Origin of the sequence: Aquimarina macrocephali, assembly GCF_051627225.1 — a bacterium.
Classification (GTDB): domain Bacteria; phylum Bacteroidota; class Bacteroidia; order Flavobacteriales; family Flavobacteriaceae; genus Aquimarina; species Aquimarina macrocephali.
The window spans coordinates 4,535,415-4,550,495 of the sequence record NZ_CP151795.1; the positions used below are offsets into that span (position 1 = coordinate 4,535,415).

Genomic DNA, 15,081 nt, shown 5'->3' on the forward strand with positions numbered 1-15,081 from the left:
TTTGGGGGATATTTATTTAGGTTAATTATTATTCTGTTTTTAAGTTATTTACCATTTTTTTGAGTTTGCTGTTAGTTTTTCGAGTTAGTTATTATCTGCATTAACGTAAGATTGGCAAATTAATTGTGTGAGTTTTATTTGGAAATGTTAAATTTTATTCAAAAAGCGAAAATACTTGATTTTACTAGCCTAAACCTTAATTTTTTTGTTGATTTCCCGTAGAAAACAACAGCATTTTTACTAGTCATTTTACTGGGTATTTAAAAAATAAAAGAAACCATAATTTAAAGTTTTCAAACACTTGCATATAACTATATTTGTATCCGAAAATATTTTAGAATCAACTCATCATTATTTTTAATACCAAAATTGGGAATGAGTTTACTAGTTGTACTTTTAAGTCTGGGGAAAAAATGCAAAAAATAATTAGGGTTACTACTGTACCTATATCATTAGGGAAATTATTACAAGGACAACTAAAGTTTATGTCCCAATATTATGATATGATTGGAATATCAGGAAAAGGAGAGGGGCAATTAGATGTGGTGTCAAAAAATGAAGAAGTACGTGTTATTCCTGTAGAGATGACCCGTAAGATTACTCCGATCAAGGATTTAAAAGCAGTATACAGGCTATATAAAGTTTTTAAAAAAGAAAAACCACAGATAGTTCACAGTCATACGCCTAAGGCAGGAACATTATCTATGTTGGCAGCAAAATTGGCAGGAGTTCCGCATCGTTTACATACTATTGCCGGATTACCATTGCTCGAAGCTACAGGAGCAAAGAGAATACTGTTGGATACAGTAGAAAAAGCAACTTATGCCTGTGCTACCAAAATTTACCCAAATTCTTCAGGGCTTAATGATATTATTATAACTAATAAATATACCTCACCAAAAAAGTTAAAAGTTATTGCCAATGGAAGTTCTAACGGAATAGATACTTCTTTCTTTGATCCAGGACTTTATTCTGAAGAAGAAAACTTGAAATTGTCTGAGAATCTTGGTATTAAACCCGCAGATACTGTAATTATATATGTTGGTAGGCTAGTAAAAGATAAGGGTATACACGAACTTATTGATGCGTTTAAGAAATTGAATGCCGAATCTGCTACTGCAAAATTAGTACTGGTAGGTACATATGAAAAGGATTTAGATCCATTATTGCCAGAAACAGAAGAAGAGATAAATACCAACCCCAATATTATTATGGTAGGTTGGCAGAATGATGTACGACCCTATTTTGCAATTTCTGATGTATTAGCATTTCCTAGTTATCGCGAAGGGTTTCCTAATGTAGTGATGCAGGCAGCATCTATGGGATTAGCTAGTGTGGTAACTGATATTAATGGTTGTAATGAGATTGTTACAGATGGGGTTAATGGTAAGATCATCCCGGTAAAAGATGCAGAACTATTGTTTCAGAATCTAAAAATGCTGGTTGAGGATAAGACACAACGCGACACCTTAGCCGCCAATGCACGAGAATCAATCACCAGTCGATATGAACGAAAAGTAGTATGGGAAGCGCTGTTGGAAGAATATCGAGCATTGTAGTAAAAAAACTATACCATCTTTTATGGTAACCTTTTCTCTTTTTTGTTATTAAGTATATAAACATATAATATAAATCATGAAACAGTTACATTCAGTTTTTTTGAACTTTCCATTGTGGGTTTTTCTCTTTATAACACCATTTTATGTTGTTTATGGGCAAGCGGAAAATGATATTATATCAGCATCGCAATATTATAAAAAAGGAGATTCTCTTTTAATGAACAAAAAATATGAGGAATCAATTCAACAATTTGAAAAAGCACTATTCATTTATAAAAAGGAGAAAGTATGGAAAAAAGTTGCTGATTGTTATAATAAACTATCAGAAAATCAAAGAGGAGATCAAAAATTAGAGAAATCAATACAAAACTCAAAAATAGCATTGAAAATTTGTAACAAATACCTTGTGAAAAATGATGAACAAAAATCAGATGCTTATCAAAATATGGGGTTTTACTACAGGAAAAAAAAAGATTTCAATAAAGCATTATTCTACTTTAATAAAGTATTAGAAATACGACAAAGGTTATTTCCGGATGGCCATCCGGAATTGGCAACATCATATCATAATATTGGTATAGTGTTTTATCAAACTGCAAAATATGAAAAGGCAATACAATATCATCAAAAGGCATTACATATGCGACAGGATCTATTTCCAAAAGGTGATAAAACTATTGGAATGTCGTATAATAATATTGGAATTGTATTTTATGAAACTGCAAAATATGAAAGAGCATTAGAATATCTTCTAAAAGGAGTAGCAATGTATATAAAAACATTAGGCCATAATGATGTTTTAGTTGGAAGTAGTTATGGTAATATAGGTGCTATATATGATATTAATGGGGATTATAAACAAGCTCTTGAATATTATAAAAAATCTTTAATGTTAACTATTAAGAATGATGGAAAAGATCATCTTTATACTGGTTATGGGTATGCTAATATGGGACTAACTTATTTTAAAATTATGCAATATGAAGAGGCATTAAATTGTTATCAAAAAGCATTATCAATTTTTGATAAGAAAGAATTTTTGAGAGGACAAAGGGTAATTTATCTTAATAAAGGAATTCTTTTGCATGACCAAGGAGAATATGAAAAAGCATTGCAGTATTTTAATATGAGTTTGAATATGACTCTTGAACTTTTTGAAGTGAAACATAGAGATATGGCGACTGCATATAGAAACATTGGAAGTGTCTTTTTTAGTAAAGGAGAGGACCAAAAAGCATTAGAGTATTACATTAAGTCATCACAAATTTCTAAAGCTTTATATGGAGAAAATCACTATGATATTGGAACATTATATGGATATATGGGAGATCTGTATGGTCGTAAAAAAGAGAATGAAAATGCCTTGAAATATTATAAAAAATCATTAGATGTTTATAAAAGTTTATTTGGTGAGTATCATTTAACCATTGCAAGGTCATATGCAAGTATTGGTTTAGTTTACAGTGAAATGATATGTTATGAGGATGCTTTGTATTATTATAAAAAAGGATTGAAGAATTTACAGGATGAATATGGAAATGAGCATCCTCTTATTACGGAAATGTATCTTCATATTGCTGATGTTTATTATGAACAGCAGCAATATGAAAAAGCAATAATATATTATGATAAAGGATTGTTCGCTAATACTAAAAATAAAAATAACACGAATTTTGACGTTGAGCAATATTATAACTTACAAAAATTATTAGAAGCATTAAATGGAAAAGCAAAAGTACTGCAATCACAATACAAAAAATATAAAGATTTAAAATATCTTTATCAGAGTGTAGCCATTTATGATAATGCAAACCTTACTATAGATCAAATTAGACGTTCCTATCAAAATTATAAAGACAAAGTAGCTTTTGCTAAACAAGTAAAACGTATATACACAAATGCTATTAAAACACATTTGTTAATATACAGAGAAACACAAAAAATGAAGGCTTTGGAGAAAGCTTTTTACTATTCTGAAAGAAGTAAAGCAAACACACTAAAAGAATTATTAAATGATTCTTATGCTAAAGACTTTATTGGGTTGCCCTTAGAAGTAATTGAAACAGGAAAAAAACTTAAAACTGATCGAGCATTTTATCAAGGACAAATTGTTAAAGAGTTTTCTAATGAGATAACGGATACGATAAAAATTAAAGGGTTTGAAAATGAACTATTTAATCTTAATAGAAAAGAAGATTCATTAACCAAAGTGTTGGAAAAAGAATATCCTAAATATTACCAACTGAAATATCAAAACAAGATTATCACTGTTAGTGATATTCAACAGAGACTTGATGAAAAAACAACATTGCTAGAATTTTTCACATTAGATAGTATCACTTATGCATTTATAGTGTCTAAAAAAACAATTTCACTTCAAGAATTACCAATTTCAAAGATTACAGAGCGAGTCGAAGAATTTCGCGAGAGTATAATCTCAAAAAACACAGTAACTTTTAAAGAAAATGCACATACGTTGTATAACAAACTTATAGCTCCTGTTTCAGGTAAATTTGTAGGCGATCAGCTAATTGTTATTCCTGATGGACCACTATGGCATCTTAATTTTGAATTGTTGTTAACTAGAAAAGAAGACTCTAATAATCCAGCTCTTTTACCTTATCTGTTAAAAGATTACGCTGTTACTTATGCTAATTCTGCAAATCTATTGTTTACACCTTTTGATAGTAATCTACAATCTGAAGTAGCACAAGAGTGTCTTGCTTTTTCTTTTTCGGATAGTACACAAGCTAAAGGGGTAAGTGCTATGAGTCTAGTAGCTCTAAGAAATATGGACAATGATTTACCTGGTACACGAAAGGAAATAAAAGCAATATCTAAAATTATTGATGGTAAGTATTATTATGGTTCACAAGCTGTAGAAGCAAATTTTAAAAAAAATGCAGATAAATATAATATTCTTCACTTGGCATTACATGGGCATGTGGATAATGAACATCCTGAGAATTCTACACTCCATTTTACAAAAAGTAATGATACAATAGAAGATAATATGCTCTATAGTCATGAGTTATTTGCATTAGATATCCCTGCAGAACTTACTGTGTTGAGTGCTTGTAATACAGGTACGGGAAAAATAGCAAGTGGAGAAGGAATTATGAGTTTGGGTAATGCATTTCAATATGCAGGAACCAAAAGTTTGTTGTTAACAAGTTGGGAGGTGTCTGATCAAACGACTCCAAGATTAATGGAAAGTTTTTATGCTAATCTTAAGGAGGGGATGAACAAAGCTAAAGCACTGCAACAAGCCAAATTAGATTACCTTGCCATAGGTGATATAAATCGCATGAATCCTGTTTATTGGGGAGGGTTTTATCTTGTTGGAGACTCATCTCCAATTCCCTTTAAGATGAATACAGGGATATATTGGACTTTGGGATTAGGAGTGTTAATGATTTCGTTTTTAATAATGTTTTGGTGGAGAAGAAAAAAACGAGGTAAACTTGTCTATTCTTGACCTTTTACAAAATAAATATCTAACTAAGATGATTCATTTTAATAACAATATCTTGTTAAAAAAAGTTAATTTAATGAGGTGAAAACTAAAATATTGATTGTATATTTACTCTCGATTTTAGATGTAAAATCACAGACAAATTATTAGCTTCATTCCCTGGTAGTATAAATAATAGTTGTTTGTTTATTCCCCCAATTTTTAGTGTTGTATGATAGTCCTGGATGCGTCTTAGGATCATATCATTTGGTTGTTAATATTAATGATTGTAAAGGAGATAGTAATTCTTTTATTTCACTTTTTAACAAATGGTTTATACATTTGTTGGATTAAATAATGGAGTCCCTTTTATGGCCATCTAAACTTTAAAAAGGTGTATAAGTTTTTTATAAAAAGAAGTCTTGATTTTAGTGTATCACTAATTTTACTGATCTTTATTTCACCTGTCTTTATAGTATTGATTCTTTTTCTAGCTATCGCTAATCAGGGTAAACCTTTTTTCGTTCAAAGAAGACCAGGTAAAAATGAAAAGATTTTTAGCATCATAAAGTTTAAAACCATGAACGATAGAAAAGATGCGCAAGGAAATTTATTGCCAGATAAGGATAGAATAACCAAAGTAGGAGCATTTGTTAGAAAAACTTCTTTGGATGAAATTCCACAATTAATTAATGTGCTAATAGGAGAAATGTCATTGATAGGACCTCGTCCATTAATAATAGAATATTTGCCTGTGTATAACGACGTTCAAAAAAAGAGACATGATGTAAGACCAGGTATTACTGGATGGGCACAGGTAAATGGAAGAAATTCAATTACCTGGAAAAAAAAGTTCGAGTATGATGTATGGTATGTAGAGCATTATAACTTCGTGTTGGATGCTAAAATACTAGGATTGACACTTAAAAAAGTAATACAAAAAAAAGATGTGAACCTGTCTGAAGAAGAAACATCAGAATATTTCAACGGTAAAAACTAGTTTTATTTTAGGGAAAAATAGATGAGTAAAAATTTAAAAATAGTAGCCTTAACCAAAAAAATGCTAAGAGAAGGTATAGATCAAAATACCTATTGGAAAGGAAATCTTACACCATTACCGAAAAGTAAAGCATTATGGTTAGTATCAAATTCGAGAATAGAAGAGGATGACTATTGTGGCGTTATTGGTTATGAAGATGAAAAAATGATTTCTTTCGTTTTTATGTTTCCTGATCTACTCAATACCAGTGCCGATGAGAAAACCAAAGTATATTGGATGATATCATGGTGGGTAGATAAACAATATAAAGATACTGTGTTAGGAACTTACATCTACAATGAAGCTGTAAACCTTACAGGTAAACAAATTCTTATCAAGTCGTATGCAGAAAATGTCACTACCTTTTATGAGAAACAACCTTTTACAGTAATTGCATCAAGATTAAGGCATACGATATTTTTTAGTTTAGATGCATCTATGCTTATAGGAAGGTTTCGATTTTTAAAATCATTCAAGTTTGTTTTAGATAAGATTGATGCTATGGCAGCAGCGGCAATAAGACTTGTTAATAGACCAAAAGCTAAGAGTAGAACAAAAATGCTTTCTTATGATTATATCAATCAATTGGATGATATGACATGGCAGTTTGCCGAACCACTTTGTAAAAACGACTTGATATATAAGACAAAAGAGTATATAAATTGGCAGATTAATGCTAATCAATATACTCAGACACCAATACCAACAAAGCATCCTTATAAGTCATTGCAAACGGGAACCAGCAATAATATCTATATTCATAACCTGAAAATTATGAAAGAAAATAAAATTATTGGTTTTTTATCTTATGTGGTAAATTATAATGAGTTTAATGTTAAATACTTTTTGGTAGAAGAAGAAGAAAATTATAATTTGTGTGTAGATGCTCTGATAGAAAATTTTATCCAAAAGAGAACTAAGTTTATTTTTACAGATGATACTCAATTATCAGATTGTATAACAAAACGATATAGTACTGTTTTTACACATAGAGTCACAAAAAAGGGATTAGCTCATGATGAAACCAAACTCGATTTTGAAAACTCAAATATGTTGAATAGAGACGGACATTTTTATTAAATCAAAAGGATGAAACGAACATTAATAATTTTTAAATAACACTTTGTAAAAGGAAGTATTTAAAGTTTTTAATGTCAAGAGTAAAGTGATTACAAATGTTATTGAGTTTATAATTGATTTGTTTTTAGGTAATTATTAAAATTTAAACATGTGAAATTTGTAAAAAAACTACAAGATTCGATAGAAAGCCATTCTGATTGTAATGCTTTATGTATAAACAATACGTTTTATACATATCATGATTTTGCTATTGAAATATCTAAAATAAGAGATGCTATAGCAAATACTGTAGAAGATTCTGAAAAACTAATTGGTTTAGTAACCAATGATGATCTTCAGACCTATGCAAGTATTATTGCACTTTGGCTCGAAGGGAAGGCATACGTTCCTGTAAATCCATCAACACCAATTGAGCGTAATCATAAAGTTTTTGAATTAACAGAGACACGATATGTCATTGATTCTTCTAAAACTTCAATTTATGAGGATTATAAAGTTATTGCTTCTGGAGCATTGGATCATACCGATATAAACCTGAAACCTAAACATGTTTCTGGTGATCAATTAGCATATATATTATTTACCTCGGGTACTACAGGGCTTCCTAAAGGAGTTCCTATTACCTTTGATAACGTTAATGCGCTGGTAAATGCAGTTGATGTTGAGCCAGAATTTAATCTGGTTCCTTCGGATCGATGCTTGCAAATGTTTGAACTTACTTTTGATTTTTCTGTAGTAACTTACTTATTTCCTTTTTTGTCAGGTTCTTGTGTTTATACAATACCAAAAGGAGCAATTAAGTATTTTTATATTTTTAAACTTATTAAGGAGCAGAAACTTACGGTTCTTACTATGGTACCATCGATCATAAATTATCTGAGACCATATTTTCCCGAAATTAATGCTCCCGATGTACGATATTGTAGTTTTGGTGGAGGAGCATTGCATAGTGATATTGCCAAAGAATGGAGTGAATGTCTTCCTAATTGTAAAATATTTAATTACTACGGCCCCACAGAGTTTACCGTTTATAGTGGCTTTTACCCATACCATAAAGAAACTCATCAAAAAGCTCATAATGGGATAATTGCTATAGGAACACCACAAGAAGATACGTTGTATCTTGTGGTAAATGAAAATAATGAAGAAGTACCTGTAAATGTAACAGGAGAACTATCTCTTGGAGGTCCACAAATAACTCCGGGGTATTGGAAAAATGAAGAACGAAATGCTCAAAGTTTTTTTGTGAGAGAAGAAAACGGAAGAAAAGAACGTTACTATAAAACTGGAGATCTTTGCTTTAAAGATGAAGAAGGAGATTTCTTATATGTAGGTAGAGCAGATTTTCAAGTAAAAATTAGAGGATATCGGGTAGAACTGGCAGAAGTTGAATTTCATGCAAAAACAAAATCAGATAGAAAAGTCAATATGGTTGCTCTGGATATTACCAATGCATTGGGTAATGCAGAGCTATGCTTAGCCATAGAATCTGAAGAATTTGATACTGAAGAAATATTCGATTATATGAAAACAAAAATGCCGGACTATATGATTCCGGGTCATGTGAGATTTATAAAAGAGTTTCCGCACAGTATTAACGGAAAAATTAATAGAAAAGAATTAAGAACATATTTTGACATAAATTAAATAATCAATAATGAGTAAAGAAGAGATTTTATCAAAAGTAAAAGAAGCTTTTGTATCTGTATTAGAGCATGATAATTTTCAGCTTGCTGATGAAACTACTGCGGATGATGTTGATGGATGGGAATCTGTAACGCATATGATGATCATTTCAGAAGTCGAAAAATCTTTTGGTATTAAATTCAAACTAATGGATTTGATGAATATGAATAATGTTGGAGATCTAATCAGAACCATAGAATCCGAACTATAAGTATATAAAGTACTGTTGTAGGTATACCGAGAAATAATTTGTAAAAGAAATATGGATGGATAAAATCTTGATAATTGGTGCGTCGGGTCATGCTAAGGTGATTATAGAAACCATAGAATTGAATGCAAATTATCAAATTCATGGCCTTATAGATACGTTTAAACCAAAAGGTGAAAAGCTACTTGGTTATGAAGTTTTGGGGACAGAAAATTATATTCAGGATCTTATCGAACAAGGTGTTAATAAGGGGATTATAGCGATAGGAGATAACTGGACCAGGTTTTTGGTACAGACGAGAATAAAAAAACTATCTCCGGATTTTGAGTTTATTACAGTAATTCATCCGTCGGCGATAATTAGTCCAAGTGCCGTAGTAGGTAAGGGAAGTATAATATTAGCTTCTGTTACCATTAATGCTCATGCAAGGATTGGGGATTTTTGTATTATGAATACTGATGCTAATTTTGATCATGATAGCTATATACAAGACTTTTCTAGTTTAGCACCAGGAGTTACTGTAGGAGGAAATGTTAGTATAGGAACATGTACCGCAATATCCTTAGGAGCAAATATTATTCAAGGTATTACCATTGGAAAACATAGTATTATTGGAGCAGGTTCTTTAATTTTAAACGATATAGACGATTTTAAACTGGTTTATGGTGTTCCGGGGAAAGAAATAAGGACTGTTGCAAAAGGAGAAAACTATTTGTCTAAGTCCTGAGAATAGAAACCATAAGTGTAGAAAAAGTGGTAAACTTGAAGATATATAGCATTGTTAATTAAATTGATAAAAGGTATAAAAAGTAGATGTACAACCCATATGTAAAACGATTATTAGACTTTGTGCTTTCTTTTTTTGGTATAGTATTGCTATCACCCATTATAACAGTGTTGGTTCTAATATTAATTGTGGTTAATAGAGGTAAGCCGTTTTTTTTTCAATTGAGACCAGGAAAAAATGGCCAGCTTTTTAAAATCATCAAATTTAAAACAATGGCTGATTTAAGATCAGAGGATAAAGATGATGTACATAATGTTTCTCGTATAACCAAAGCAGGAGCATTTATTAGAAAGTACTCATTAGATGAGATTTTACAGCTTATTAATGTTTTAAAGGGAGATATGAGTTTAATGGGCCCAAGACCTCTTTTGGTTGAATACTTACCTTTGTATAATGAGACGCAAAAGAAAAGACATGATGTAAGGCCTGGTATAACTGGATGGGCACAGGTAAAAGGTAGAAATACAATATCCTGGAGTCAGAAATTTGAATATGATGTATGGTACGTAGAAAACCTAAGTTTTATGTTAGATATTAAAATTTTATTTTTAACCATAAAGAAAGTAATTAAGAAAGAAGGCGTAAACATAGACCAAAATACCATTATGCCTGCTTGGAAAGGAAATAACTAATTAAAAAAAACTTTTATAAAAGTTCTTATAGAACACTATAATTTACACAACCAACAAATCAACTTAAATTTAGTAATGAGTAAAATGAAAATAACTGACGACCCTAAAAAAATAAGGATTTATGGAGCTGGCGGGCATTCTCAAGTCATACGAGAAGTACTAGAAGAGAACGGTTATGAAGTGACCGAAACTTTTGATGATAAACCATCTGGACGTCATTATGCGTCTAAGAATGTAACTTCCGGGGCAAGAAAAAATCTAAAAGAATTTCCGCATAAGGGATATCCTGTAATTGTGGCTGTAGGCATAAATGCAGAAAGAGCAGAGATTGCAGGTTTTCTAAAAAGTGATTTTGAGAAGGCAATACATCATTCGGCGATTATAGCCTCAACAGCAAAAATAGGAGAAGGTACTGTTATTTTTGCAGGAGCGATAATTCAACCCAATACGGTTATTGGAGAGCATGTAATTATAAATACAGCAGCAAGCATAGATCACGATAATATTATAGGAAATTTTGCACATATTTCACCAAAAGCCGCTTTGTGTGGCCATGTAGAGGTAGGAGAGGGGTCACATGTTGGAGTTGGTGCAGTTGTAATACCAAAGGTGAAAATAGGAAAATGGTGCACCATTGGTGCAGGAGCCGTAGTCTTAAAAGACGTCCCTGACTATTCTACAGTCGTTGGTAATCCAGGTAAAATAATAAAAACAAAACTCACAGACTTGAAACTTAATAACAAACCAAAATCGTCAGAGATCACTTTTATTGGTTCAGGAATTTCATCATCCTTTACTATTTTACATTTTTTGGATCTTATAGAAAACCATAAAACAAAAAGAAAGATAAATATTAATATAATTGATAAATATCGAGAATTTCACTCTGGGATACCATACGGCTCAAGATCTGGTTTTTCGGTACATCTTATAACATCCCTAAAAAACTTTTTGCCAGAACCAGAGTTGGGGAAATTTATTAAATGGCTTAATAATAATAAAAATTGGCTATTAGATGAGTTGAAAAAAGATGGAGGAACTTTATCTGCAGAATGGATTGTCAAACATGCAGATAAAATAGAAAATAATGACTGGGAAGATCTCTTTATTCCTCGTCGTTTTTTTGGATGGTATATTAATGAAAAAGTAAAGAATAGATTAGAAGAATTTAAGAACAAAGGAGTAGTAGATGTAAATTATATCAACGCAGAAGTAGTAGATATAGAAAAGAAAGAAAAAGAGTATAAATTATTTTTAGATAATAAAGAGACTGTTTTTTCTGAAAAAGTTATCCTATCTGTTGGTTCTTTACCAGTTAATCACCTTTGGAAAAATGAAAACATTATCGAAGAAGATAATTTGCTTTTTGTTAATGATCCATATAGTTCTGAATTAGAGGGAGTTTTGGGAAAGATAGATGCTTTTCTGGAACAAAAATCGAACAAAAAAGTTAATGTCCTTATTGTAGGAGCGAATGCAAGTGGTCTGGAATTACTGTATAAGCTAAATGATGTTGAAAAAATAAAATCTGGCATACATAAGTTTATAATTCTTTCAACTCAGGGGTTGTTGCCAGATGCTGTTATTGATGAAGAACGAAAAAAAGAATACACCCCTTTTAATTTACAGGCATTAGCAAATGAAAAGACTCTAACTGCAAAAATTATTGCAGAAGCAACTTTTAAAGATTTGGATTATGCAGATCAAATTCATCTTGGAGCTGCATCTACGGTAGATATCATATCAAAAGCTTTTGGAGCTTTATTAAATAAATTGAATCCAGAAGAATTGAAAAAATTTGCTTGCTATTATGGTAATGAAATAGGAAGAAGACAACGATGTGCAGGTTTTCATTATTCTAAAACTGTAGATGAGCTAAAAGAAGAAAATCGTTTTGATCATATTGCTGGACGATTTAGTGATATTAAGAAAACTAAAACGGGTGAATATTCCTTAGAATATTTAGATACACAATCTGGGAAAAACAAAACCTATGAAGATTCTATTAGTATAGTGATTAACTGTGTGGGCAGTACAAATCTGGCTAAACAAAACATTCCAGAATTATTGAAAAATGTAATGGAAAAAGGATATTGCAAACCTAATGATTCTAAGATAGGATTTGAGGTTAATGAGCAATTAGAAGCTTCTGATAATTTACATATTGTGGGACCATTACTGGCAGGAAATGTATTTGACGGCAAAGCTGTTTGGCATGTAGAGCATTGTGGTAGAATTATATGGCTGTCACAAGTATTATCCGAAAAAATTAATGATTATTTTTTAAAAAATGCAGAGTTAAAAGAAAAACCGATATAATAGCTAATAAACAACCATACCTAACTAATATTTTTACAATTGGAGCAAAATTACAAACTGTTAATTAAAAACCTTGATGAGAATTCAGACATCATAGAATATAAGACGCTCCTTCAGAAAAAATGGAACAATAATGTGTACTATTCTCCAGAGCACTTGTTACATTTTGAGAAGGATCCTGACAAGCTGAAATATTTTTTATTCGAAAAAAATAACGAGCCTGTTATTCTAATGCCTTTTGTTTTTAGAGAAATAAAAGTCAAAGATCAGAAATATCCGTATTTTGATGTTATAAGCCCGTATGGCTATAGTGGCCCTTTGTTTAATGATACTTTAGAAGAAGAAGATATTGCCCAATTTTGGAACAATGTTGACCAATGGTATAAGGATCATAATGTAATAACAGAGTTCATTCGATTTAGCCTAAATGGAAATCATAAAAAATATTCGGGATGTCTAACTAATACATTGTCAAATGTAAGAGGGCATCTTTTAGAGAATTTTGACGATCAATGGGTAGCATTTTTACCTAAAGTTAGAAACAATTACAGAAAGGCAGTAAATCATAATTTAGAATTTAAAATATTTCATCAGAATGAAATAACAAAAGATATCATTAAAATCTTTAATGATATTTATGTAAATACGATGAATCGTAATAATGCTGATCGTATTTATTTTTTCTCCAATGTTTATTTTGAAAATCTAATATTATCAAATTTAGGTAATTTCTCTATTGCAATTGCATATTATGAGGATATTCCAATTTCGATTGAGCTTATCATTGGCTACAAGGATACTATTTTTGCATTTCTTGGAGGAACTAATGCAGAGTATTTTAGTTATAGACCTAATGATTTTCTTAGAGTAAAAATTATAGAGTGGGCGATCACGAATAAGATCAAACACTATGTCTTAGGAGGAGGTATGAAAGATGGTGACGGGTTGTATAAGCATAAAAAGTCACTTTTTCCAAAGGATGAAGATGTGATTTTTCACACGGGTAGAAAAATAATTAATGAAAAAGTTTATGATGAGTTATGTTTATCTGCTAATGCAGAATATTCTCAGATTCATAAAGAAAATGTAAAAGATTATTTTTTCCCTTTTTATAGATTAAGTATATGAAAAAGGTCCAGATAGATTATTTTTTTGAACTTTTTGAAAAAGGATTGATACCAAAAGTATTTCCGAAGATTAACTATTTAGAAAGCGAAGAGCAGTTAATTAATCCGGATTATGATGATGAGCTAGTAAATAATCCCGATACAGTTTACTCAGTTTTCTTTATAGCAGATTACTTAAAACCAGAACTTAATAAAGAAGTGTTTAATCTAAAAAAAGTTGATCAGTTTTTTAAAGGTTATGCTATTTTCCTGGATGGTTTTGCTAGTGCAGATGCTTATATAAAATATCGTTTCAGAAGTAATGCAAAAGGAATAAGAAGAAGAGTGAAAAGACTCGAGTCGTGTTTTCAGATTTCATACAAAACATATTATGGTGCAATAGAAGAGGAGGAATATGATGTATTAATGGATTGTTTAGAAAAAATGCTGATCAGAAGATTTAAACAACGTAATGATGTAAGCCAAAGCCTTATTCGATGGGATCACTATAAAAGCATGTATTTTTCTTTAATCAATCAAAAAAAAGCATCATTATTTGTGGTTTATGATAATGATAATCCAATAGTGATATCACTTAATCACCATTTTTGTGGACGATTATTTAGCGCAATATCATCATATGATATTGACTATGGGAAATTTAGTTTAGGAAGTGTAGAGATTTATAAAAAACTAGATTGGTGTATTGCAAATAATCATAAGTCTTATGAGATGGGGATGGGAGACCTTACTTATAAGCGAGAGTGGTGCAACCATATCTATAATTTTGAACATCAAATTATCTATCCCAAAAAATCTATTTCTGCTGCTATTAGTGCTTCTACAGAATATTTAAAAGTGAGTTTTAAAGAGTTTGTTTTTAAAATAGCTTATGTTCGGTATAAAAAATATAAAGCAAAACGTAAAAAGAATACTGTTGTCACACAGGAGTTAGAGTATAAAGCATTGCCTATAGTAGAGGTAGACCATGATAAGCAATATCCTACAGTAGATTATAATAGTGCCGAGTATAGTTTTTTAAGAAAAATTGTGTTTGACTTTTTATATACTAGTATAGAACATGTATCAAATGTGGGTGTATTAAAAGTTCTAGAAGAAGAAAACACGTATTTGATTATTGGGAAATCGAAGATGCAAAAAATAGTTTTTGAAACTGGTTCGCATATTTCTTAAATGATGTCGTTTTTTTA

11 protein-coding genes are annotated in these 15,081 nt (G+C 30.7%); all 11 read left to right on the plus strand.

Annotated features, from left to right (window positions below):
* Positions 1–413 precede the first annotated feature (413 nt).
* The 11 genes from AAFU52_RS20150 to AAFU52_RS20200 all read left to right on the plus strand — a co-directional run bounded on the left by AAFU52_RS20150 (position 414) and on the right by AAFU52_RS20200 (position 15,064).
* Positions 414–1,559 (plus strand): glycosyltransferase family 4 protein, encoded by a 1,146-nt coding sequence (locus AAFU52_RS20150; RefSeq protein WP_438423357.1) that lies wholly within the window; start codon positions 414–416, stop codon positions 1,557–1,559.
* Between the two features lie 76 nt (positions 1,560–1,635).
* Positions 1,636–5,037 (plus strand): CHAT domain-containing protein, encoded by a 3,402-nt coding sequence (locus AAFU52_RS20155; protein WP_438423358.1) that lies wholly within the window; start codon positions 1,636–1,638, stop codon positions 5,035–5,037.
* Between the two features lie 370 nt (positions 5,038–5,407).
* Complete coding sequence (locus AAFU52_RS20160; RefSeq protein WP_438423359.1) at positions 5,408–6,013, plus strand: sugar transferase; 606 nt, start codon at positions 5,408–5,410, stop codon at positions 6,011–6,013.
* A gap of 21 nt (positions 6,014–6,034) precedes the next feature.
* Entirely contained in the window at positions 6,035–7,132 is a 1,098-nt protein-coding gene (locus AAFU52_RS20165; protein ID WP_438423360.1) for a hypothetical protein, read from the plus strand.
* A 150-nt stretch (positions 7,133–7,282) separates the two neighbouring features.
* Positions 7,283–8,779, plus strand: coding sequence for an AMP-binding protein (locus AAFU52_RS20170; RefSeq protein ID WP_438423361.1), 1,497 nt, complete (start codon positions 7,283–7,285; stop codon positions 8,777–8,779).
* Positions 8,780–8,789: 10 nt separating this feature from the next.
* Positions 8,790–9,029, plus strand: a complete 240-nt coding sequence (locus tag AAFU52_RS20175) for an acyl carrier protein (RefSeq protein WP_074406514.1) — start codon at positions 8,790–8,792, stop codon at positions 9,027–9,029.
* Positions 9,030–9,084: 55 nt separating this feature from the next.
* On the plus strand, positions 9,085–9,753 hold the full coding sequence (locus AAFU52_RS20180) for an acetyltransferase (RefSeq protein WP_438423362.1): 669 nt from the start codon (positions 9,085–9,087) through the stop codon (positions 9,751–9,753).
* A gap of 86 nt (positions 9,754–9,839) precedes the next feature.
* Positions 9,840–10,445, plus strand: a complete 606-nt coding sequence (locus AAFU52_RS20185; RefSeq protein ID WP_438423363.1) for a sugar transferase — start codon at positions 9,840–9,842, stop codon at positions 10,443–10,445.
* Between the two features lie 84 nt (positions 10,446–10,529).
* Complete coding sequence (locus AAFU52_RS20190; RefSeq protein WP_438423364.1) at positions 10,530–12,764, plus strand: NeuD/PglB/VioB family sugar acetyltransferase; 2,235 nt, start codon at positions 10,530–10,532, stop codon at positions 12,762–12,764.
* A 39-nt stretch (positions 12,765–12,803) separates the two neighbouring features.
* A complete protein-coding gene (locus tag AAFU52_RS20195) occupies positions 12,804–13,892 on the plus strand; it encodes a GNAT family N-acetyltransferase (RefSeq protein WP_438423365.1) in 1,089 nt (362 codons plus the stop codon).
* A complete protein-coding gene (locus AAFU52_RS20200; protein WP_438423366.1) occupies positions 13,889–15,064 on the plus strand; it encodes a GNAT family N-acetyltransferase in 1,176 nt (391 codons plus the stop codon). The genes AAFU52_RS20195 and AAFU52_RS20200 overlap by 4 nt, the downstream gene beginning before the upstream one ends.
* The last annotated feature ends 17 nt before the right edge of the window (positions 15,065–15,081 follow it).